Origin of the sequence: Ferribacterium limneticum (assembly GCF_020510585.1) — a bacterium.
GTDB lineage: Bacteria > Pseudomonadota > Gammaproteobacteria > Burkholderiales > Rhodocyclaceae > Azonexus.
Genome location: NZ_CP075190.1, coordinates 230,684 through 251,679 on the forward strand (window position 1 = coordinate 230,684; position 20,996 = coordinate 251,679).

General features: G+C 58.7%; 22 protein-coding genes. 18 read left to right on the forward strand and 4 right to left on the reverse strand.

Annotation, left to right across the window (positions count from 1 at the left end; genetic code table 11):
- Positions 1 to 63: 63 nt before the first annotated feature.
- The 10 genes from KI613_RS01125 to KI613_RS01170 all read left to right on the forward strand — a co-directional run bounded on the left by KI613_RS01125 (position 64) and on the right by KI613_RS01170 (position 9,454).
- Positions 64 to 1,254, forward strand: a complete 1,191-nt coding sequence (locus KI613_RS01125; protein WP_226403400.1) for a class I SAM-dependent rRNA methyltransferase — start codon at positions 64 to 66, stop codon at positions 1,252 to 1,254.
- 50 nt (positions 1,255 to 1,304) lie between these two features.
- Positions 1,305 to 1,586 carry a hypothetical protein gene (locus tag KI613_RS01130; protein ID WP_226403401.1) on the forward strand — a complete coding sequence of 94 codons (282 nt, stop codon included), beginning with the start codon at positions 1,305 to 1,307 and terminating at the stop codon, positions 1,584 to 1,586.
- Positions 1,587 to 1,660: 74 nt separating this feature from the next.
- Positions 1,661 to 3,013 (forward strand): TonB-dependent receptor, encoded by a 1,353-nt coding sequence (locus KI613_RS01135; RefSeq protein WP_226403402.1) that lies wholly within the window; start codon positions 1,661 to 1,663, stop codon positions 3,011 to 3,013.
- A 9-nt stretch (positions 3,014 to 3,022) separates the two neighbouring features.
- Entirely contained in the window at positions 3,023 to 3,919 is an 897-nt protein-coding gene (locus KI613_RS01140; RefSeq protein WP_226403403.1) for a metal ABC transporter substrate-binding protein, read from the forward strand.
- Positions 3,916 to 4,494 carry an ATP-binding cassette domain-containing protein gene (locus tag KI613_RS01145; RefSeq protein WP_226403404.1) on the forward strand — a complete coding sequence of 193 codons (579 nt, stop codon included), beginning with the start codon at positions 3,916 to 3,918 and terminating at the stop codon, positions 4,492 to 4,494. Before KI613_RS01140 ends, KI613_RS01145 begins: the two co-directional genes overlap by 4 nt.
- A complete protein-coding gene (locus tag KI613_RS01150; protein WP_226403405.1) occupies positions 4,484 to 5,248 on the forward strand; it encodes a metal ABC transporter permease in 765 nt (254 codons plus the stop codon). The genes KI613_RS01145 and KI613_RS01150 overlap by 11 nt, the downstream gene beginning before the upstream one ends.
- Positions 5,249 to 5,293: 45 nt before the next feature.
- Complete coding sequence (locus tag KI613_RS01155; RefSeq protein WP_226403406.1) at positions 5,294 to 6,598, forward strand: STAS domain-containing protein; 1,305 nt, start codon at positions 5,294 to 5,296, stop codon at positions 6,596 to 6,598.
- A gap of 10 nt (positions 6,599 to 6,608) precedes the next feature.
- Positions 6,609 to 7,145 (forward strand): ATP-dependent protease subunit HslV, encoded by a 537-nt coding sequence (gene hslV, locus KI613_RS01160; protein WP_226403407.1) that lies wholly within the window; start codon positions 6,609 to 6,611, stop codon positions 7,143 to 7,145.
- Positions 7,142 to 8,482, forward strand: a complete 1,341-nt coding sequence (gene hslU / locus KI613_RS01165) for an ATP-dependent protease ATPase subunit HslU (protein ID WP_226403408.1) — start codon at positions 7,142 to 7,144, stop codon at positions 8,480 to 8,482. The genes hslV and hslU overlap by 4 nt, the downstream gene beginning before the upstream one ends.
- An 84-nt stretch (positions 8,483 to 8,566) precedes the next feature.
- Entirely contained in the window at positions 8,567 to 9,454 is an 888-nt protein-coding gene (locus tag KI613_RS01170) for an AEC family transporter (RefSeq protein ID WP_226403409.1), read from the forward strand.
- A gap of 40 nt (positions 9,455 to 9,494) precedes the next feature.
- Here the strand turns inward: KI613_RS01170 and KI613_RS01175 are convergent, their stop codons facing one another.
- The 3 genes from KI613_RS01175 to lptM are packed head-to-tail and all read right to left on the reverse strand — an operon-like array spanning position 9,495 to position 11,286.
- Complete coding sequence (locus tag KI613_RS01175) at positions 9,495 to 9,860, reverse strand: RNA-binding S4 domain-containing protein (RefSeq protein ID WP_226405657.1); 366 nt, start codon at positions 9,858 to 9,860, stop codon at positions 9,495 to 9,497.
- Positions 9,861 to 9,865: 5 nt separating this feature from the next.
- Positions 9,866 to 11,128: a diaminopimelate decarboxylase gene (lysA, locus tag KI613_RS01180; protein WP_226403410.1), complete on the reverse strand. Its 1,263-nt coding sequence runs from the start codon at positions 11,126 to 11,128 to the stop codon at positions 9,866 to 9,868.
- The gene (lptM, locus tag KI613_RS01185) at positions 11,125 to 11,286 is read right to left on the reverse strand and encodes an LPS translocon maturation chaperone LptM (protein ID WP_226403411.1); all 162 of its coding nucleotides are present in this window, start codon (positions 11,284 to 11,286) and stop codon (positions 11,125 to 11,127) included. Before lptM ends, lysA begins: the two co-directional genes overlap by 4 nt.
- 41 nt (positions 11,287 to 11,327) lie before the next feature.
- Here lptM and cyaY point away from each other — a divergent pair, with 41 nt between their 5' ends.
- Positions 11,328 to 11,645, forward strand: a complete 318-nt coding sequence (cyaY, locus tag KI613_RS01190; protein WP_226403412.1) for an iron donor protein CyaY — start codon at positions 11,328 to 11,330, stop codon at positions 11,643 to 11,645.
- On the opposite strand, the gene KI613_RS01195 is transcribed toward cyaY, so the two are convergent.
- A complete protein-coding gene (locus KI613_RS01195) occupies positions 11,646 to 13,880 on the reverse strand; it encodes a penicillin-binding protein 1A (protein WP_226403413.1) in 2,235 nt (744 codons plus the stop codon).
- Between the two features lie 241 nt (positions 13,881 to 14,121).
- Here KI613_RS01195 and KI613_RS01200 point away from each other — a divergent pair, with 241 nt between their 5' ends.
- From KI613_RS01200 to aroB, 7 genes are all read left to right on the forward strand, one after another.
- Positions 14,122 to 15,207, forward strand: a complete 1,086-nt coding sequence (locus tag KI613_RS01200) for a pilus assembly protein PilM (RefSeq protein ID WP_226403414.1) — start codon at positions 14,122 to 14,124, stop codon at positions 15,205 to 15,207.
- Positions 15,204 to 15,773, forward strand: coding sequence for a PilN domain-containing protein (locus KI613_RS01205; RefSeq protein WP_226403415.1), 570 nt, complete (start codon positions 15,204 to 15,206; stop codon positions 15,771 to 15,773). Before KI613_RS01200 ends, KI613_RS01205 begins: the two co-directional genes overlap by 4 nt.
- On the forward strand, positions 15,770 to 16,453 hold the full coding sequence (locus tag KI613_RS01210) for a type IV pilus inner membrane component PilO (protein WP_226403416.1): 684 nt from the start codon (positions 15,770 to 15,772) through the stop codon (positions 16,451 to 16,453). Before KI613_RS01205 ends, KI613_RS01210 begins: the two co-directional genes overlap by 4 nt.
- Positions 16,450 to 16,995 carry a pilus assembly protein PilP gene (locus tag KI613_RS01215; protein WP_226403417.1) on the forward strand — a complete coding sequence of 182 codons (546 nt, stop codon included), beginning with the start codon at positions 16,450 to 16,452 and terminating at the stop codon, positions 16,993 to 16,995. The genes KI613_RS01210 and KI613_RS01215 overlap by 4 nt, the downstream gene beginning before the upstream one ends.
- A complete protein-coding gene (pilQ, locus tag KI613_RS01220; protein ID WP_226403418.1) occupies positions 16,992 to 19,163 on the forward strand; it encodes a type IV pilus secretin PilQ in 2,172 nt (723 codons plus the stop codon). Before KI613_RS01215 ends, pilQ begins: the two co-directional genes overlap by 4 nt.
- Before the next feature lie 119 nt (positions 19,164 to 19,282).
- Positions 19,283 to 19,774, forward strand: a complete 492-nt coding sequence (locus tag KI613_RS01225; protein ID WP_264181531.1) for a shikimate kinase — start codon at positions 19,283 to 19,285, stop codon at positions 19,772 to 19,774.
- On the forward strand, positions 19,774 to 20,856 hold the full coding sequence (gene aroB, locus KI613_RS01230; RefSeq protein WP_226405658.1) for a 3-dehydroquinate synthase: 1,083 nt from the start codon (positions 19,774 to 19,776) through the stop codon (positions 20,854 to 20,856). The genes KI613_RS01225 and aroB overlap by 1 nt, the downstream gene beginning before the upstream one ends.
- Positions 20,857 to 20,996: the final 140 nt, after the last annotated feature.

Here is a 20,996-nt window from a genome sequence, read left to right on the forward strand (position 1 = left end):
AATTCCGAGCCCCGGTTGCCGCAAGGTGACCGGGGCTTCTTCATTTTTGTCTTCGGGAAAAACATGGCTCAGCTGATTCTGCTTCCGGGCAAGGAACGTTCGGCGTTCAAGCATCACCCCTGGTTGTTCGCCGGTTCGGTCGGCCGTCTTGAGGGCCGGGCGCGGCCGGGTGATACGGTTGAAGTGCTGGCCGACAACCTGCGTCCGCTCGGGCGGGCTGCCTACAGCCCGAAGTCGCAGATCCGCGCGCGCTTCTGGACTTTCGATGCCGAAGAATCCATCGACGACGCCTTTTTCAAGCGGCGCATCGCGGCGGCCGTGGCGCTCCGTCAATCGCTGCCGGAACTGCGCGGCCAGCAGGGCCTGCGCCTGATCCATGCCGAATCCGACGGTCTGCCCGGTGTCATCGCCGACCAGTATGGCGATACGGTCGTCGTCCAGCTGACCTCGGCAGGGGCCGATAAATGGCGTAATGCCATCGTCGCCGGGCTGGTCAAGGCGACCGGCTGTGCCCGCGTTTATGAACGCTCCGATTCCGATGTCCGTGGTCTCGAAGGGCTTGGCCCGACGACTGGCTGGTTGCACGGCGAGGCGCCGAAGACGCCGTTGTCCATTGACGAAAACGGCGTTCGTCTGGCGATTGATATCGCCGGTGGCCACAAGACCGGTTTCTATCTCGATCAGCGCGAGAACCGCGCCTTGCTCGGCCAGTTGTCGGCTGGCAAGGACGTGCTGAATTGCTTCTGCTACACCGGCGGCTTTTCGCTGCAGGCGCTGGCGGGTGGCGCCAAGAGCGTGCTGTCCATCGATTCCTCCGGCCCGGCGCTGGCCCAGGCTCAGGCCAATCTGGCACTCAATCCGAAATTGCCGGCCGACCGCGCGCAGTGGCAGGAGGCCGATGTTTTTCAGGCGCTGCGCGATTTCCGCAAGGCCGGAAAATTGTTCGACCTGATCGTCCTCGACCCGCCCAAGTTCGCACCATCCGCGGCCCATGCCGACCGGGCGGCCAAGGCCTACAAGGACATCAATATTCTGGGCTGCCGGCTGCTCAAGCCGGGCGGTCTGTTGATGACTTATTCGTGCTCCGGTGGCGTCGGGCTGGAGATGTTCCAGAAAATCATCGCCGACTCGGCGCTCGATGCCGGACGCAGTGCGCGCATAGTTCGTCGTCTGGCCGGCGCGGCCGATCATCCGGTGGCGTTGAACTTTCCCGAGGGCGAGTATCTCAAAGGCCTGCTGGTGCAGGTTGACTGAGCCAGCGCTATTGCCATCTGGATGTAATGCAGCCCTGATAAACTGAATAGATGCTTCATCTGCGCCGTCTCCTTCTCGTTGTCGTGCTCTTCTTCGCCCAACTGGCGACGGGGGCGCACGCCGTCGAGCATGCGGCAAGCAACGATGATGGCTTGCCGACCCATGTCTGCCAGCTTTGTCTGGCGGCGCATGATCTCGGCGCAGCCTTGCCAGCACTCGCCGCATTGCCGCCCGTGCTCGCTGTTCAGCTTGTTCCGGAGTCGTTCTCGGCCCATGGCCGCAGCGCTTTCCCTGCGCCCATCGCAACCCAGCAGGGGCCGCCACTTTTCTGAAATTGCCCGTTATTTCCGGTTGACCGCGGGATTCCCGCGCTCGGCCGCTTGCTACGCAATTTCAGGAAAATCACATGCAAAAGTCTTTTGCCATGGCGGCCTTGCTGGCCGCCTCGTGCGGCGCGCAAGCCGCATCCGATGCCGATCTGGCAGCCATTCGCGCCCAGATCGACGAGATGAAAAAAACCTACGAACAACGCATTGCGGCGCTCGAACAGAAGCTGGTTCAGGCTGAATCTCAGGCCAGCTCGCAAGCCAAATCCGAGAAATCGGCACCGGCGCCAGCGCCGGCAGAAAGTCGCCAGTCGGTGGCAACCGCCAACGCCTTCAATCCGGAAGTTTCGCTCATTCTCCAGGGCCAGTACCGCAACGCCAAGAACGTTCCGGGGCGCGGCATTACCGGGTTTGTGCCGGGCGGCGAAGGGCTCAACGCGCGCGGCTTTTCGGTCGATGAAACGGAGCTGGTGCTGGCCGCCAATATCGATCCCTACTGGCGCGGCCAGGTCATCGTGGCGATGGCTGACGGTCAGGCCAATATCGAGGAGGCGTGGTTCCAGTCGCTGGCCATCGGCCAGGGCGTCGGCCTGAAAGCCGGTCGTTTCCGTTCCGGCATCGGTTACCTCAATGAGCAACACCCGCACATGTGGGATTTTGCCGATGCACCGCTGATGTATCAGGCGATGTTCGGCGAGGATGCGAGCTATGTGCAGGATGGCGTGCAGCTCAAGTGGCTGGCGCCGACCTCGTTGTTTGTTGAAGTGGGCGCCGAAGTCGGGCGAGGCGCCAATTTTCCGGGGACTGACCGGAACAACAACGGAACTGGCGGTGGTGCGCTGCACGTGCATGTCGGCGACGATGTCGGCGTCGCCAATAGTTGGCGGGCCGGCGCATCGTGGTTGAAAACGCGGGCCAGCGAGCGGAGTTCGGATTTCGTCGATATCAGCGGGGCGACGGCGCAGGGTGCTTTTGCCGGCGATTCGACGACCTGGCTGGCTGATTTCGTCTGGAAATGGGCGCCGAACGGCAACTCGGCGCATCAGAACTTCAAGTTCCAGAGCGAGTATTTTGTCCGCGAAGAGAAGGGCGGGCTGAGTTGTGTCGGTGCGTGCGTCGACAGCAGCTACAAAACCAACCAGTCCGGCTGGTATGCCCAGGGCGTCTATCAATTCACCCCGCAATGGCGGGCCGGCCTGCGCTACGAGCAACTCGACAGCGGGACGCGCGATTTCGGCGTTAACGCGGCCAATCTGGTCGTCGATAGCTACCGGCCGAAAAAGGCGTCGGCGATGGTCGATTACAGCTGGAGCGAGTTCTCGCGCGTTCGTCTGCAGGTTGCGCAGGACAAGTCGATGTTCGGCATCACCGACAATCAGCTGACCTTGCAATACGTCATGAGCCTGGGCGCCCACGGCGCCCACAAGTTCTAGGAGCCGACCATGAAACATTTCATTTTTGCCTGTTTTTTCGGGTTGACCGTGGGAACCGCCCAGGCTGACCTCAAAATCTTCGCCACCGTGCCGGAATGGGGCGCGTTGGCGCAGGAAATCGGGGGCAGCAAGGTCAAGGTCTACACTGCGACCACCGCCTTCCAGGACCCGCACCGCATCGAGGCCAAGCCGTCGCTGCTGGCGCAGGCGCGGCAAGCCAATCTGGTCATCGCGGCCGGGGCCGATCTGGAAATCGGCTGGTTGCCACTGGTCCTGCGCGACTCCGGAAATTCAGGTATCCAGACCGGTCATCCGGGGTATTTCGAGGCGGCCAACTTCGTCAATCGCCTTGAAGTCCCGGCGACCCTCGACCGCGCCCACGGCGACGTCCACGCCGCCGGCAATCCGCACACCCACCTCGATCCGCGCAATGTGTTGAAAGTCGGTGAGGCGCTGACGGCGCGCATGGCCGAACTCGATGCGCCCAATGCCGCCGCCTATCAGGCCAGCTACCAGGCCTTCGCCGGCAAATGGCAGGTGGCGATGGCGCGCTGGCAGAAAGAGGCGGCTTCGCTCAAGGGGGTGCCGGTGCTCGTTCACCACGCCTCCTTCGTTTACTTGCTCAACTGGCTGGGCATGAAGGAAGTCGGCACGCTCGAGCCGAAGCCGGGTATCGAGCCGACCAGCGGCCATCTGACTGGCCTGCTGGCCCGCCAGCAGAGCGCACCGGCCAAAATGGTCCTGCGCGCCGCCTACCAGCAGGAAGGGCCGAGTCAGTGGATCGCCGGAAAGACCGGCATCCCAGCCGTTCTGCTGCCCTACACGGTCGGCGGGACGCCGGAGGCGAAGGACTTGTTCGGGCTGTTTGACGATACCGTTCAACGCCTGTTGAAAGCCTTGCGGTGAGCAGTCTTTTCCGCACTGAGCAGTTGGTCGTCGGCTGGCAGCAGCCGGCGACGCAGCCGCTCGATTTGACCATTGCGGCCGGCGAAATCGTCGGCCTGACCGGCCCCAACGGTGTCGGCAAAAGCACGCTGCTGGCCGCCTTTGCCGGCCGGGCCAAGGTGTTTTCCGGGCGCGTCGAGCAGCGCCCCGGCCTCCGCCTGGCCTTGCAGCGGCAGGACGTGCCGCCGGTCGTCGGCATGCCCCTGTCCGGCCGCGAATTGCTGACGCTGACCGGCGCCCGTGCCGAAGGTCTGCCCTCCTGGCTGGCTGATCGCCTCGACATCCGCCTCGACAAACTGTCCGGCGGCCAACGCCACTACCTGACGTTGTGGGCCATTCTGCAGGCGCCGGCCGATCTGGTGCTGCTCGACGAGCCGACCAACAACCTCGATGTCGCCGGCGTCGCCCATCTGACTGAACACCTGCGCGACCGGGCGGCGGCTGGCGCCGGCATTCTCGTCGTCAGCCATGACACGGCCTTCGTCGACGCCGTTTGCGACCGCGTGATCGCATTGAGGGGTCACGATGTCATCTGAACTTTTCCTGATTCCTTTCCTGACCGGTTTGGCCTGCGCCATCGTCCTGCCTGTGCTCGGCTGCTACCTGCGTCTGCGCGACGAATGGCTGGCCGCGCTGGCCTATTCGCATGTCGCTGCGGCCGGGGCATTGCTCGCCCTGGTCGCCGGCATGGCGCCGGTGCTCGGCGGGCTGGCGACGGCGGCGCTGGCTGGGGCCGGTCGCCGCCTGTTTGCCCGGCGCCTGTCCGGTGGCGCCGGCGATGCGCTGTTGCTGCTCGGCGGCTGGTCCGCCGCCGTGCTGCTCGCCGCCAACGCGCCGATGGCCGAACGTCTTGGTCATGCCCTGTTCGACGGCCAGCTCTATTTTGCCGGCAGCGAGCAGCTGTGGCCGGTCGCCATCGGCGGCGTTGTCGCCTTGCTCGCCCTGCGCGTCTGGTCGCCCCGCTTGTTGCTGGCCCGCGTTTACCCCGATCTCTTTCGCTTGCGCGGCCTGCCGGCCTGGCCGACCCAGGTCGGCTTCGATCTGATGGCGGCGCTCAGCCTGGCCATGGCGACGATGAGTCTCGGCGTCATGGGGGCTTTTGCGCTGGTCTTCATCCCGCCGTGGCTGGCCTTCCGGCGCGCTGCCAACTGGCGCTCCGGCCTGCGCTGGGCCTTGGCTATCGGCGTTGTGGCCTATGTCGCGGCGTTTGCGCTGGCGCTCGGGCTGGATCAGCCATTCGGGCCGGTCCTGGCGCTCCTCCTGGTACTAGTAGGCTTGCTCGTTGCATGAAGTCCGAGGGCATGCTAAAACTACTGTCCCGCATGCGGAGTTGTCATGGTTTTTTCCTTTTTCAAGAAGCAGGACCAGAAGATGCCCGAAAGGCCGGCCGCCCGTCCGCGTGCACCGGACATGCTGCCAGAGGCCAAGGTGCCGGTAGCACCGGCCGAGGATCAAGCCAAGCCGTTGCCCGAGCCGCTGCCGGATCTGGAATTTACCCCCGGTAAACCGACCAAACCGCAGCCCGCGCCGGCCGCCCGCAAGCCTGAAGGGAAACCAGCGGCAGCCCAGCAGCCTGCGGCCGTCGATTCGGACTTCAGCATCGACGATTTCGACAGCGACGACTTCACCGAATCCAGCGTCATGGGCATCGACGTCAATCACGACGACGACCCGCTGCAAGCCTGCGTCGAACAGGTTGTCGTCCTCTATGCCAACGGTCAGGATGGCGCCGCGCGCTCGCTGCTCGAGACCTTTGTCCGCTCCTACCACGGCCGGGAAGGCCGGCGTTTCTGGCTCCTGCTGTTCGATCTGTTGCAGGCGACCGGCGAGCGGGCCGCTTTTGAAAAACTCGGCGCTGATTACGCCGAGGCCTGCGAAATGTCGCCACCCACCTGGTCGTCGGAGTCGCCAACCGCCAAGCAGGCCGCCGGTGCAGTCGGTCCGCGCAAGATATTTCTGCAGGGCGTGTTGACTGCGGAAGGCGCCTTGCCGGTCAGCGAGTTGGCCAAGCTGATCGAACAAAAAGCGCAGGTCACCGTCGATTGCACCAAGCTGATCGGTTGCGACGACGAGGTGGCCGGGCAACTGGCCGATCTGCTGAGCCGGGCCAGAAAGACCAGGCTGGCGGTAACGCTGATCGGTACTGATGTTTTTATCGACCGCTTGAATAGCCGCATGGTTGCTGGCGATATCGCCCACGAGCCGTCCTGGCGCCTGTTGCTGGAGCTGCTGCAGCGGCACGGTACCCAGGATGCGTTCGAAGAGCGAGCCGTCGATTACGCCGTGACTTTCGAGCTGTCGCCCCCGTCGTGGGAGCCGCGCGTGGCTGTCGCGACCCCCGCTGATTCCGCTGCTACGGCTCGTCCGGCCGATGACGCGCATTATTTGTCTGGTGAGCTCAAGGGTTGCCGCTTTGACGAGTTGGTGGCGGTCATCGAGGGGACCGAACAGCCGATTCTCGACTTTTCCGGCGTGCGCCGGCTCGATTTCGTTTCCGCCGGGCAACTGGTCAATCGTCTGGCGCCGTACAAGGCGGCGGGGCGCGATATCGTCATTCGCAGCCCGAATCATCTGGTCGCCGAGCTGATGGCCGTGGTCGGCCTCAACAAGCAGGCGCGCATTCTCGTTCCCAAGTCTTAAGGGTCAAATCATGGAGCAATATCACGGCACGACTATCCTGTCGGTGCGCCGGGGCAATTCGGTCGCCATGGCCGGTGATGGCCAGGTCACGCTCGGCAACATCGTCATCAAGGCCACGGCGAAAAAGGTTCGCCGACTGTACAACGGGCGCATCCTGGCCGGCTTCGCCGGCGGTACGGCCGATGCTTTCACGCTATTCGAGCGCTTCGAGGCCAAGCTGGAAAAACATCAGGGCAACCTGCTGCGGTCGGCTGTCGAGCTGGCCAAGGACTGGCGTTCGGATCGTGCCCTGCGCCGGCTGGAAGCGATGCTTTCCGTCGCCGACCGTGAAGTGTCGCTGATCATCACCGGCAACGGTGACGTGCTGGAGCCGGAGCAGGGCATTGTCGCCATCGGTTCCGGTGGTTCCTATGCGCAGAGCGCAGCACGGGCGCTGCTGGAAAATACCGATTTGGCGCCGCGCGAGATCGTCACCAAGTCGCTGGAGATCGCCGGTGACATCTGCATCTACACCAACCGTAATTTCACGATCGAGGTGCTGGAATGACGGCCATGACTCCGCAAGAAATCGTTTCCGAACTCGACAAGCACATCGTCGGGCAGAAGAACGCCAAGAAGGCGGTCGCTATCGCGCTGCGCAATCGCTGGCGGCGGTCGCAGGTGGCCGAGCCGTTGCGTCAGGAAATCACGCCGAAGAACATCCTGATGATCGGGCCGACCGGTGTCGGCAAGACCGAAATCGCCCGCCGTCTGGCCCGCCTGGCCAACGCGCCCTTCATCAAGATCGAAGCGACCAAGTTCACCGAGGTCGGCTACGTCGGCCGTGACGTAGAGACGATCATCCGCGACCTGGTCGAAATGGCCATCAAGTCGCACCGCGAACGGGCCATGAAGACCATGCGCGCCCGGGCAGAAGATGCGGCTGAGGAGCGCATCCTCGACGTGCTGCTGCCAACGGCGCGCGGCCCCAACTTTTTTGCCGAGAATTCCGAGTCGACCGCAGCGGAGAACACGACCCGCCAGAAATTCCGCAAGAAGCTGCGCGAAGGCGAGCTCGACGACAAGGAAATCGACATCGAAGTCGCCGCCCCGGGCATGCAGGCCGAAATCTTCGCGCCGCCCGGCATGGAAGAGCTGACCCAGCAGATTCAGGGCATGTTCCAGAGCGTTGGCGGCGGCAAGAAGAAATCGCGCAAGTTGCCGATCAAGGAGGCGCTCAAGCTGCTCACCGACGAGGAGGCAGCCAAGCTGGTCAACGACGAGGACGTCAAACTGGAGGCCGTGAAGGCCGTCGAGCAGAACGGCATCGTCTTCCTCGATGAGCTCGACAAGATCGCCAGCCGTTCCGAAATGCAGGGCGCCGACGTTTCGCGTCAGGGCGTCCAGCGCGATCTGCTGCCGCTGGTTGAGGGCACGACCGTGTCGACCAAGTACGGCATGATCAAGACCGATCACATTCTGTTCATAGCCTCGGGCGCCTTCCATCTGTCCAAGCCGTCCGATCTGATTCCCGAGTTGCAGGGCCGTTTCCCGATCCGCGTCGAACTCGATTCGCTGTCGGTGGCCGATTTCGAATGCATCCTGACCCAGACCGACGCGTGCCTGACCAAGCAATATCAGGCGCTGCTGGAAACCGAGGGCGTCCAGATCGAGTTCGCCGACGACGGTATCCGCCGGATGGCCGAAATCGCCTTTCAGGTGAATGAGCGGACCGAGAATATCGGCGCCCGCCGCCTGCATACGGTGATGGAAAAACTGCTCGAAGAAGTCTCGTTCGACGCCGGCAAGGTTGGCTTGGACAAGGTGCTGGTCAATGCTGCCTACGTCAACGAGAAGCTCGGCGAAGTCGCCGCCGACGAAGATCTGTCACGCTACGTGCTCTGACCTCTAGGGGTAATCCCGGCTGTGCGGACGCCTCTGGCGTCCGCACAATCCTAGTTGTCGCCCATCCCATTTGAGGCCTTCCGTTTGGACGAGCAAAGCCTGAGTTTCCGTCTGCTGGTCATTCTCTTCCCCATTTTCGGGATCGTTGCGGCCGGTTATTTTTATGGCCGCAAGCACAAGCCGGAAATGGCGGTGGCCAACCGGCTGAACATGGATATTTTCATCCCGGCCCTGGTTTTCGCGGCAATGGCCGGCAAGTCCTTCGAACTTGCGGCCTACGCGCCGCTGGCTCTCGGCGGCTTTCTCGTTCTGGCGACCTGCGGCCTGCTCGCCTGGCCGATTGCCCGGCTGTTCGGCATCCAGCCGAAAACGCTGGTGCCACCGATGCTCTTCAACAACTCCGGCAACATCGGCCTGCCGCTCGCCGTGCTGGCCTGGGGCGAAGCGGCGCTGCCGGCGGCGGTGATCCTGTTCATGGTCGAAAACACACTGCATTTTTCGTTTGGCGCCCGCTTGCTTGATCCGACCACGCGCATCCTGACGCTGTGGCGCATCCCTGTCGTGTTTGCCGCCATCGCCGGGCTGGCCGTGGCCTTGATCAAGATTCCCATCTGGACGCCGCTGGTCATCGCCATCAAGATGCTCGGCGACGTTTCGGTGCCGCTGCTGCTCTTTTCGCTCGGCGTGCGCATGACTGATGTGTCGTTCAGCGAATGGAAAGTGGCGGTCGGCAGCGCCGTACTTAGGCCGGTGGCCGGCATGCTGATCGCCGCCGGCGTCATTCAGCTACTCGGCCTGCAGGGCCGGGATGCGGCGATGCTGTTTGTTTTTGGTGCATTGCCCCCGGCCGTGCTCAACTTTTTGTTCGCCGAGCGCTACAAGCAGGAACCGGAGCGTGTGGCGTCTATCGTGCTGATCGGCAACTTGGCAGCGCTGCTTTTCCTGCCGTTGGCGCTCGCTTACGTACTTTAAATTTGGCCGTTTTTTCCGGTTGACCGTAAGACTCGCCGATTTATCGGCCGTAGCGGTCCATCTGACGCCGGTCGCGCTTGGTTGGCCGGCCATGGATATCGGCGGCAGGATCCTGGACAAACAGCCGACCCTCTCGCGCCGTTTCGCGGGTGCTGATGCTTTCCGGTGTTTCTTCGTAGAGCAGCCGGGCTTCCGGCGCCGGACCGCGTTTGTCCGACAGGGCTTTGACGGTCACTTCCCAGCGCGTTTCGCTGTTGGCGATGTCCAGTCGGTCACCGACCTTGATCTCGCGGGCTGGCTTGATGGTCGCACCATTGACCTTCACCTTGCCGCCGCTGACGGCGTCGCTGGCCAGCGAGCGCGTCTTGAAAAAACGCGCTGCCCAAAGCCATTTATCGACGCGCAAACCGCTCACTTGGGCAGGATGGACTCGCCGGCGTAAAGCTGTTCGACGGTTTCGCGCTGGCGAATGACGTGGATCTGGTCGCCATCGACCATCACTTCGACCGCGCGCGGCCGGGTGTTGTAGTTCGAGGCCATGGCCATGCCGTAGGCGCCGGCCGACATCACGGCCAGCAGATCGCCGGCTTCGACGACAAGCGGACGGGCCTGGCCGAGGAAGTCGCCGGTTTCGCAAACCGGGCCGACGACGTCGTATTCGCTGACAGCGCCGTCCCGCGGTACGACCGGCAGGATGTCATGCCAGGCTTCGTACAACGCCGGCCGCATCAGGTCGTTCATGGCGGCGTCGATGATGGCGAAATTCTTCTCTTCACCCTCTTTCAGGTATTCGATGCGGGTGAGCAGCAGGCCGGCATTGCCGACCAGCCGGCGACCCGGTTCAAGCACCACCTGCAGGCCGCGCCCGGCCAGCTTGTCGAGCAGCGGCGTCAGGTAGGCGGCGACAGTTGGCTGTATGTGGTCGGCGTTGTACTTGATGCCGAGGCCGCCACCGAGGTCGAGGTGGTGAACGTCGATGCCTTCGGCAGCCATCTGGTCGACCAGGGCCAAAATGCGATCGAGGGCTTCGACAAACGGTGACGGGTCGAGCAGTTGCGAGCCGATATGACAGTCGATGCCGGCTACTTCGATATTCGGCAGGGCAGCGGCGCGGCGATAGAGGGCCAGCGCGTTGTCGTAAGCGACGCCGAACTTGGCACCCTTGAGGCCGGTGGAAATGTACGGATGCGTCTTCGGATCGACGTTCGGATTGACGCGCAGGCTGATCGGCGCCTTCTTGCCGCACTGACCGGCAACGTCGTTGAGGCGCTCCAACTCGGCGGCGGATTCAACGTTGAAGCAGAAAATGCCGACGTCCAGCGCCAGCTTCATTTCGTCAGCCGTCTTGCCGACGCCGGAGAAAACGACTTTTTTCGGATCGGCACCAGCGGCCAGAACACGCTGCAGTTCACCACCGGAAACGATATCGAAGCCCGCGCCGAGGCGGGCAAAGACGTTGAGAATGGCGAGGTTGGAGTTGGCTTTGACGGCGTAGCAGACGAGGGCGCCCTGGCCAGTGGGGTGGCCACCCAATACGTCATGGAACTCGCGCAGCGAGGCTTCGAGCGCAGCGCGGGAATAAACATAGGCCGGCGTGCCGAATTGATCGGCAATCGTGGGCAGGGCGACGGATTCGGCGTGGAGGACGCCGTTTTTCAGGGCAAAGTGGGTCATGGGGCTTTGGGGCTGGTGGTCGTGCTAACATCCTTGGCGGCTGGCTTGGCTTTGCCAAGCAGCGGTTCAGAGGCCGGGCCGGGCGGCATTTCAAGCCGGCCTTTCATGCCGCAGGCGGCAAGGCTCAGGATAATCAGCAAGGCGGCGATTCTGGACATGTTCGGGGCGCTGTCAGCGAAGAGCGGGATGGTAGCACACGATGGATGACAAGGAATTCAACACCCTGGCCGAGGCAACGCTGGCCAGGATCGATGCGGCGCTGGAAGCCAGCGGGGCTGATGTCGACTGCCAACTGGCGGCTGGCGGCGTGCTCGAAATCGAGTTTGACGACGGCAGCAAGATCATCGTCAACCGCCACGGAATCGCCCGGGAAATCTGGGTCGCAGCCCGCTCGGGCGGCTTTCATTTTCGCTGGGATGGCGCCGTCTGGCGCGATACCCGCGATGACGCCGAACTGATGGCCAAGCTGTCAGCGCTCGCCAGCCTGCAGGCCGGCGAACCTATCGAACTGCGCTGATCAGTCGGCGGGCGGTGCGCTAAGGTCAGGCTTGGGCAGCGGAACCGCTTCCTGAGCTTCTTCCTCGGGCGGTTTTTCCTTGGCTGCATTCTCGGCGTAGATGTAGCTCCGTTCCCTGCCTTCGCCTGTGGCAATCAGTCCGTCTGGCGCCTGCGGGAGAAGCATCGGGACATCCTTGAGCGCCCGGCTCATGTAGCCAATCCAGATCGGCAGCGCCGCGGCACCGCCAGTTTCCTTGTCGCCGAGCTTCCTGGGTTGGTCGAACCCAATCCACGCGCAACCGCTGACCGTCATCTGATAGCCGCAGAACCAGGCATCCAGATACTCGTTGGTCGTGCCGGTCTTGCCAGCCAGATCATGGCGCTTCAGGATCACTGACGCCTTGGCAGCCGTGCCATAGATGGTGACGTCGCGCAGCATGGCATCCATCATGAAGGCATTGCGCGGGTCGATGACGCGGGTTTCTTCGTTGCCGACCTCTGTCTCTGCCGATAGAGCCAGTACCTGATTTTCACCGTCACGAATTTCGCGGACGACGAAGGGATTGATCCGGAAACCGCCGTTGGCGAAGACCGAATAGGCCGTCACCATCTGCCACGGCGTGACCGACCCGGCGCCGAGGGCCATGGTCAGGTAAGGCGGATGCTTGGCGGCATCAAAGCCAAAGCGTGCAGCGTAGTCCTGGGCGTAATGCGTGCCAATTGACTGCAGGATGCGGATCGAAACCATATTCTTCGACTTGGCCAGCGCCGTGCGCATGCGCATCGGGCCTTCGTACTTGCCGTCGTAGTTATGCGGTTCCCAGGCGGCGGCACCGGTCTGGCTGGCCGGGATGACAATAGGCTCGTCGGCGATGACGCTATTCGGGCCATAACCTTTTTCCAGTGAAGCGGAGTAGATGAAGGGCTTGAAGCTCGAACCCGGCTGTCGCCAGGCCTGGGTGACATGGTTGAACTTGTTGCGGTTGAAATCGAAGCCGCCAACCAATGCACGAATTGCCCCATCTTTCGGGTCGACCGCAACAAAAGCGGATTCGACTTCCGGAAGCTGGCTGATCTGCCAGCCGCCCTTGTCATCCTTTTGCAGGCGAACGATGGCGCTGCGCTTGAGGCGCTTGTTGGGTGGCGCCTTGTCATCCAGCATCTTGGCAGCAAACTTCATGGCATCGCCGGTCAGATTTACAACTTCCCCACCCTTGCGATAAACCTTGATTTGCCTGGCGTCAGCTGCCAGAACCAGTGCTGGAATCAGGTCGCCGGCATCGGGAATATCCTGCAGCGCTTCGTCGATGGCCTCGTCCTGGTCCGACTTGATGTCCCTCATGTCGAGATAGGATTCGGCGCCCCGGTAGCCGTGTCGCCGGTCGTAATCCATTACCCCTTTGCGCAGGCTGTTGTAGGCAGCCTCCTGCTCGGCCTTGATCACGGTGGTGTAAACCTTCATGCCACGCGAGTAGACCTCGTCGGGAAAACGCTCGGCAGCTATCTGCCGGGCCATTTCAGCGACGTATTCGGCGTGGACTGCGTATTCGGCCAGTTCGCGTTTGACGACCAGAGGTTCCTTGAGCGCCGCTTCATGCTGCGCCTCGGTGATATGGCCCAATTCGCGCATGCGGCGCAGGACGTAATGCTGGCGCAATCTGGCGCGGTTCGGATTGACGATCGGGTTGTAAGCCGATGGTGCCTTGGGCAATCCTGCCAGCATCGCCGCTTCGGCAATCGAAATGTCCTTGAGCGGCTTGCCGAAGTAAATCTGGGCCGCTGCCGCGAAGCCATAAGCGCGTTGGCCGAGGAAAATCTGATTGATGTACAACTCGAAAATCTGGTCCTTCGAGAGGTTGCTCTCTATCTTGAAAGAAAGAAGGGCTTCATAAAGCTTGCGGGTATAAGTTTTTTCTCCGGTCAAAAAGAAATTGCGCGCAACCTGCTGGGTAATGGTCGAGGCCCCCTGTCGTTTGCCGCCACCAACCAGGTTGGCGCCAATTGCTCGCACGACGCCGGTATAGTCGATGCCGCCGTGTTGGTAGAACCGGTCATCCTCGGCCGCCAGGATTGCCTTTTTCATGACTACGGGCACGTCTGCGATCGCCACCACGGCGCGACGCTCCTCGCCATATTCGCCGATCAGGAATCCGTCGGCGGTATACACACGCAAGGGAATCTTGGGCCGGTAATCGGTAAGTACCTCGAGTGATGGCAGGTTCGGGTAGGTCAGGACAAGAACGATAAGCGCCATCGCCACAACTATGGCTACAAGGCCAAGCAAAAATATGACAGGGTAAATAACTAGGCGCAGCGCCGGAGGTAAGGAGGGCACGGTGGTCTGATCGGCGAAATGGGAGTTGCGCGGATTATACGCCGGGCCAAATCAGCGCCGTGAAATTGCTTTACATGCCTAGATGTTATTGTTAGCATCTGAAGTGAATTATTGGTTATTTTGCTAACTTCGCATTCCGTAAGGACTTTTTGGGGGTCTGGTGGGCTTAGATATCTCAGCGTTGTTAAATCCCAAGGCGCGTTCCTTGTTCGGTTTGGACATCAGTTCGTCCGCCGTCAAGATGGTTGAACTGACTGCCAACGGGAAAGACGGCTATCGCGTTGAGCGCTACACCATTGAGGTGTTGCCCAAGGACGCGGTTTCCGATGGCAATATCGCGAATCTGGATGGCGTTGTCGATTGCGTCAGGCGTGCCTGGAAGAGGATGGGTACATCGACCCGCAACGTCGCGATGGCCTTGCCAGGTTCCGCGGTTATCACCAAGAAAATCATTGTGCCGGCCGGGCTGCGCGATGAAGAGCTTGAGGCTCAGGTTGAAACGGAAGCCAATCAATACATTCCTTTTGCCATCGATGAAGTAAATCTCGACTATCAGGTGATCGGTCCTGCTCCGGCGGTCCCTGATGAGCTCGAAGTGCTGATCGCTGCGTCCAAGAAGGAGCGTGTCGAAGATCGCGTCGCGGTTGCCGATGCTGCCGGCCTTAAGGCGACCGTCGTTGATGTCGAGTCGTTTGCGGCGCTGGCAGCTTTTGAATTGATCGAGCGCCAGTTGCCGGAATCAGGCAAGAATCAGGTTGTTGCTCTGATCGACGCGGGCGCCAATGTGATGAATCTGACAGTCTTGCGTAATGGTCAGCAGGTGTATGCTCGCGAGCAGGCGTTCGGCGGCGGCATGCTCACCCAGGATATCGCTCGTCACTATGGTATGAGCTACGAAGATGCAGAGACGGCGAAACGAGCGGGTAATTTGCCGGAGGGTTATGAGATCGAGTTGCTAAATCCTTTCATGGAAAATCTGGCGCTTGAGGTTTCTCGGGCGCTGCAATTCTTCTTCACCTCGACCCAATATAATCAGGTTGATCACATCGTATTGGCTGGTGGTTGTGCAGTAATCCCGGGTATCGACGAGGTCGTGGCAACAAGAACTCAGGTCAATACGCTGATCGCCAACCCCTTCGCCAACATGGTCCTTTCTGACCGTGTTCGGGCAAAAAGTCTGCTCGCTGATGCCTCATCGCTGATGGTGGCCTGTGGTCTGGCTCTGCGGAGGTTCGATCCATCATGATCCGCATCAATCTCCTTCCCCATCGCGAAGAGGCGAAAAAGGCCCGGCGCGAGCAGTTTTTTGTGTTGGCCGGGCTGGTTTCAGTGCTGGGGGCGCTGATCGTTTTCGCGGTCTATAGCCTGATTGGTGGTGCGATAAGCAATCAAGACAATTCGAACAACTTTCTTAAGGGCGAAATAGCCGTCCTTGACAAGCAGCTTGACCAGATTAAGCGCCTGAAAGAGCAAACGCAGGCATTGCTGTCTCGCAAGCAGGTTATTGAAAACCTGCAGCGCGATCGCGGCGAAACGGTTTATCTGTTGAGTGAGTTGGTCAAACAGGTGCCGGAAGGTATCTACCTCAAGGCGCTCAAGCAGGATGGATTGAAGGTCAGCATCACTGGCCATGCTCAGTCAAATGCTCGGATTTCGGCTCTGATGCGCAATCTGGATGCCTCTCCGTGGTTGGAAACGCCGCAACTGATAGAAAGCAAGGCGGTTGTAATTAACGGACGCCGGATCAACGAATTTGGCATGACCTTCATTCTTACCCGCGTAAAGCCTGAAGACGGGAAGGTGAAAAAGTGAACGCCAAGAGTATCTCGTTACCGAAAATTGATTTTCAGTCCATGGCCGATGATTTTCGGCTAATGAACCCGAATGATCCGGGTGCGTGGCCGTTGATTCCGAAAATAACCGTTTTGATAGGGTTATTTGTCGCCATTCTCCTCGCCGGTTGGTGGTTTGTTTGGAGTGACCAGCTAACCGAGTTGGAGACCAAGCAGCGAGAAGAGGAAACGCTCAAACAACAGTATCTCGACAAAAAACGCCAAGCAGTTAATCTCGATCTTTATATTCAGCAGCTCGCTGAAATTGATCGTTCGTTCGGCGCGTTGCTCAAGCAGTTGCCGGATAAGTCGGAAATTGAGGCGTTGCTTATTGAGGTGAACCAAGCCGGTCTTGGGCGCGGTTTGCAGTTCGAGTTATTTAAGCCGGGACAGGAACAGATCAAGGATTTCTACGCAGAGTTGCCGATTACCGTAAAGATTAACGGAAGCTACCATGACTTTGGGGCGTTTGCGGCCGATATTGCCAAGCTTCCCCGTATTGTTACCCTAAACAATATTTCCATTGCGCCGGTCAAGGACGGTGGGCAGCTCTCGCTGGATGCCACAACCAAGACGTTCCGCTATCTGGACGAGGAAGAGATAGCCAAGCAGAAGAAGGCCGATCAAGAGAAAAAGGCTGCGCAAGGAGCGAAGAAGTGAAACGAATACTGGTCATCGCCCTGTGTGGTCTCCTCAGTGCTTGTGCTGGTGGTGATCACGAAGAACTAAAACAATGGATGGCTGAAAATACCAAGGACATGCGCGGCAATATACCCAAATTGCCCGATGTTAAACCGTATGAACCGGTCCCCTACGATGTAGAGGCTACGATTGATCCGTTCAAGCCGAACAAGATCGAGCCAGAGTCCAAATACAAGCAGGTTGCTGGCAAGGGAGGGGCGTTTCAGCCCGATTTTGAGGCACGGGAAGTTCGTAACAGCCTACTTGAGAAATATCCGATCGAATCGCTGAAAATGATCGGTTACATGAATGTCAACAAGCGACCCATGGCGGTTGTTCAGGTTGAAGACAAAGTAAAGCAAGTCAAGGTCGGGGATTACTTGGGTCTTGATTTTGGTATGGTGACGCAGATTTCGGACACAGAAGTCCAGCTGCGCGAACTGATTCAGGATTCTGCGGGTGACTGGACTGAGCGCAAGAGCTCGCTCTACCTGCAGAGCAAGGAGGGAAGCAAGAAATGAAATTGATCACCTATGCGATGGCTGTAGCCTCGGCCTGCCTTGCTTTGTCGTCTCCTGTCCGAGCGGAGGCACCTCCAGCAAACACTATTGAAGCAGTTAACGTCGCCCAACAGGGGAATGAAATCGCTCTCCGGATCGATTTGAAGGAGCCGTTAGCCTCTCCACCACCAGGGTTCAGTGTGGCCAATCCTGCAAAGATTGCGCTTGATTTTCAGTCAACCGCAAATGGTTTGGGTAAGACAAGCCAGATATTTAATCAGGGCGATTTGCGCGGGATGAATGTTGTTCAAGTCGGAGACCGCACTCGAGTGGTGCTTAATCTTGTACGGAACATGAATTACAAGACACGGCTTGATGGCAAGGCACTTTACGTGACTCTTTCGCCAATTGAGCGCTTGGCAGATTCGGCTACGCAACGAACGACCCGTTTTGCCGAGGAAAGCTTGGTTGGCTCGAAGCATTCGGTCAGCGATGTGATGTTCCGCCGTGGCAAGGATGGCGAGGGGCGGATCGTCGTTGATCTGAGTGATACAGGAACTGGAATAGATATAAGGCAGCAGGGGGCCAATCTCGTCGTCGATTTTATGAAAACGACGGTGCCGGATCGTTTGCGCCGCAAGCTTGATGTCACTGATTTTGCCACGCCTGTAACTACAGTTGAAACCAAAGTCATTGGTGATAATGTCCGGATGATTATTTCGCCAAAAGGCTTGTGGGAGCACAACGCTTACCAAAGCGATAACCAGTTTATTGTTGAAGTGAAGCAGATTGTCGAAGATCCCAACAAACTGGTTCAAGGGGCGAAAGTCGGCTATCAAGGGCCAAGGGTAAGTATCAATTATCAGAATGGCGATGTGCGTGCCCTGTTGCGCCTGATGGCCGAAGAACTGAATCTTAATGCTGTCATTAGCGAAACAGTGACTGGAACGACCACATTGGTGCTGAAAGACGTGCCTGCCGATCAGGTAATCGATATTATTTTCCAGCAAAAGGGACTCGATATGCGGAAGAAGGGCAATATCATCCTGATTGCCCCGCGGGATGAAATTGCTACCCGTGAAAAATTGGATTTTGAATCGAAGCAACAGATCAGCGAACTTGAGCCGCTCAAGCTTGAGCAGTTCCAGTTGAACTATCAAAAGGCGGCTGACGTGGCGAGGTTGTTGGCTGGTTTGCCATTGACCGGGGCCGGCGCTGCACCAGTGCCGGCGGCTGGTTCGAATATCGCTGCGCAGCGCATTCTGAGCAAGCGAGGAAGTGCAGTTGCTGATCCACAGTCCAATATCATTTTTGTCAACGACATACCAAACAAGCTTGAAGAAATTCGTACATTTATTCGGTCGATCGATACCGCTGCAAGGCAGGTGTTGATAGAAGCGCGGGTTGTTGAAGCGCAGGATAGTTTTAAGCGTGAGATTGGCGCAAAACTGGGTCTGATAAATTCTAAGCCTAGCGAAATTTTGGGTACCGGTATTAATATCGCTGGAGGCAAAATGACTCCGGCAATTACTACGGGTTCAACGACAACCCCTGCGACGCTAGTCCAGAATTCGATGGTTGGTGTAAATCTACCGGTCCCTTCAACCGGGGGAGCACTTGCGTTTTCCCTATTTAACTCTTCGATAACACGCATCCTCAATGTTGAACTTGCCGCGCTAGAGTCAGACGGGATAGGAAAAATAATTTCAAGTCCAAGGGTGATAACGGCTAACAACGTAAAAGCAAAAATTGAAGATGGTACGGAAGTTCCTTACATAACCGCGCAAACATCCAGCGGGGCTACGACATATACTGTTAGCTTCAAACCGGCAAAGCTGTCGCTCGAGGTGACTCCTCAGATAACTCCAGAGGGGACGGTTAGAATGAACTTGATTGTAAAAAAAGAGGAGCCAGATTGGACAAGGGCTGTTAGCGTGAATGGATTCCTGAATCCACCAATCAAGAGTTCGATCGTTGAGACTAATGTCGTTGTTGAAAACGGGGGAACCGTAGTGATCGGTGGTGTGTTTATAACTGATACTCAGAATACGGTTGATAAAGTGCCGTTGTTGGGCGATATACCATTCCTCGGGTGGTTGTTTAAATACAAGAATGACACTGGAAAGCGTCGTGAATTGTTGGTGTTTATCACGCCACGCGTGATTTCCGACAAAATGCGATTTGACTGATCAGTAATAATCTGAAACTCACGGGGTCGGCGATGCCGGCCCTGTTTTTTTGTGCTTGGCGGGTAGTCGGCTAAAATCCGAACGTGGAAAATCGTCGAAACATATATCTCGTCGGACTCATGGGGGCCGGCAAAACAACCGTCGGTCGTCAATTGGCGAAGCGCTTGGCCCGCCCGTTCTTCGATTCCGATCATGAAATTGTTGAACGGACAGGTGTGCCAATCCCAACAATTTTCGAGATTGAAGGGGAGGATGGTTTCCGGCGTCGTGAGGTGCAGACCATTCACGAACTCACGGAGGCATCAAATATCGTGATGGCTACCGGAGGAGGCGTTGTTCTTAACCAGGAAAATCGTCGGAGGTTGCATGAGACCGGATGGGTGGTGTACTTGAATGTTCCTCCGGCGTTGTTGTTTGAGCGTACGCGCCACGACAGGAATCGCCCTTTATTACATGTTGCGGATCCGCTAGCCAAGCTGGAGGAACTGCACGCCGTGCGCGACCCTTTGTATCGAGATACAGCGCACATTGTGGTGGATGGCGGGCGTCTGGTTGCCTCCGGTATCGTGCTGCACCTCCTTAGAGAATTTAACCGTCAATGCAAACCATGATAGAAACGCTCGGTGTCGCTTTAGGGGATCGTTCGTACCCCATCCACATCGGAAGCGGCCTACTCAAGCGGATTGAACTGATTCTGCCCCATATCACGCAGAAGAAGGCCGTTGTGGTGACGAACACCACCGTTGCTCCCCTGTATCTTGAAACATTGCGATCTACGCTGGAAAGCGCTGGGATTTCGGTGTTGCCTGTTGTTTTGCCTGATGGGGAACAATTCAAGACTTGGGAAACTCTGAACCTTGTCTTTGATGCCTTGCTGGGGGCGCGTTGCGAGCGCGGAATGACTTTGCTTGCTCTTGGTGGAGGAGTGATTGGCGATATGGGTGGATTTGCTGCCGCCTGTTATCAGCGAGGAATGCCTTTTATCCAGGTGCCAACAACGCTTTTGTCCCAGGTTGATTCCTCCGTCGGTGGCAAGACGGCGATTAACCATCCACTTGGCAAGAACATGATTGGCGCGTTCTATCAGCCAAAGTTGGTTCTTGCTGATATTTCGACCTTGGATACTTTGCCCGAGCGAGAGCTGAAAGCGGGCTTGGCCGAAGTGATCAAATACGGCCTGATTCGAGACTTGGACTTCTATGTCTGGCTTGAAGAGAGTCTCGAAAAACTACTGGCACGAGATGCCTCTGCTCTGACGTATGCAATTCATCGCTCCTGTGTCAACAAAGCCGAGGTCGTCGCGGCGGACGAAAAGGAGACCGGTGAGCGTGCACTGCTCAATCTTGGACATACCTTTGGCCATGCGATTGAAACGGGCATGGGGTATGGAGAATGGCTGCATGGCGAAGCCATTGCTGCCGGCACGCTAATTGCTGCAGAGTTGTCGCATCAGTTGGGATGGCTGGATGGAAAAACGGTCAAGCGAATTGAACACATTTTTGTTCGAGCCGGGTTACCAGTATTTGGCCCCAGGCTTGGTGCGGCCAGATATCTTGAGTTGATGAGCCATGACAAGAAGGTGCAGGATGGAAAACTGCGTTTGGTGCTCCTTAAGGAAATCGGCAAGGCTGTCGTTTCTGATCAAGCCAGCGACGCGCAGATCAGCGCCGCTATTGAGGCCAGATGCACCTGAACAGGGAAGATATTCTCCTGAGTGTGCATAGTTGGTGCGTCGCAGCATCTTGAATTGACAGGGGTTTGCCGGTATATTTGATGGTTGCCTCTAATTTTCCTATAGGCCGAAGCAGAAAATATGATGCTCGGCTTTTTTCA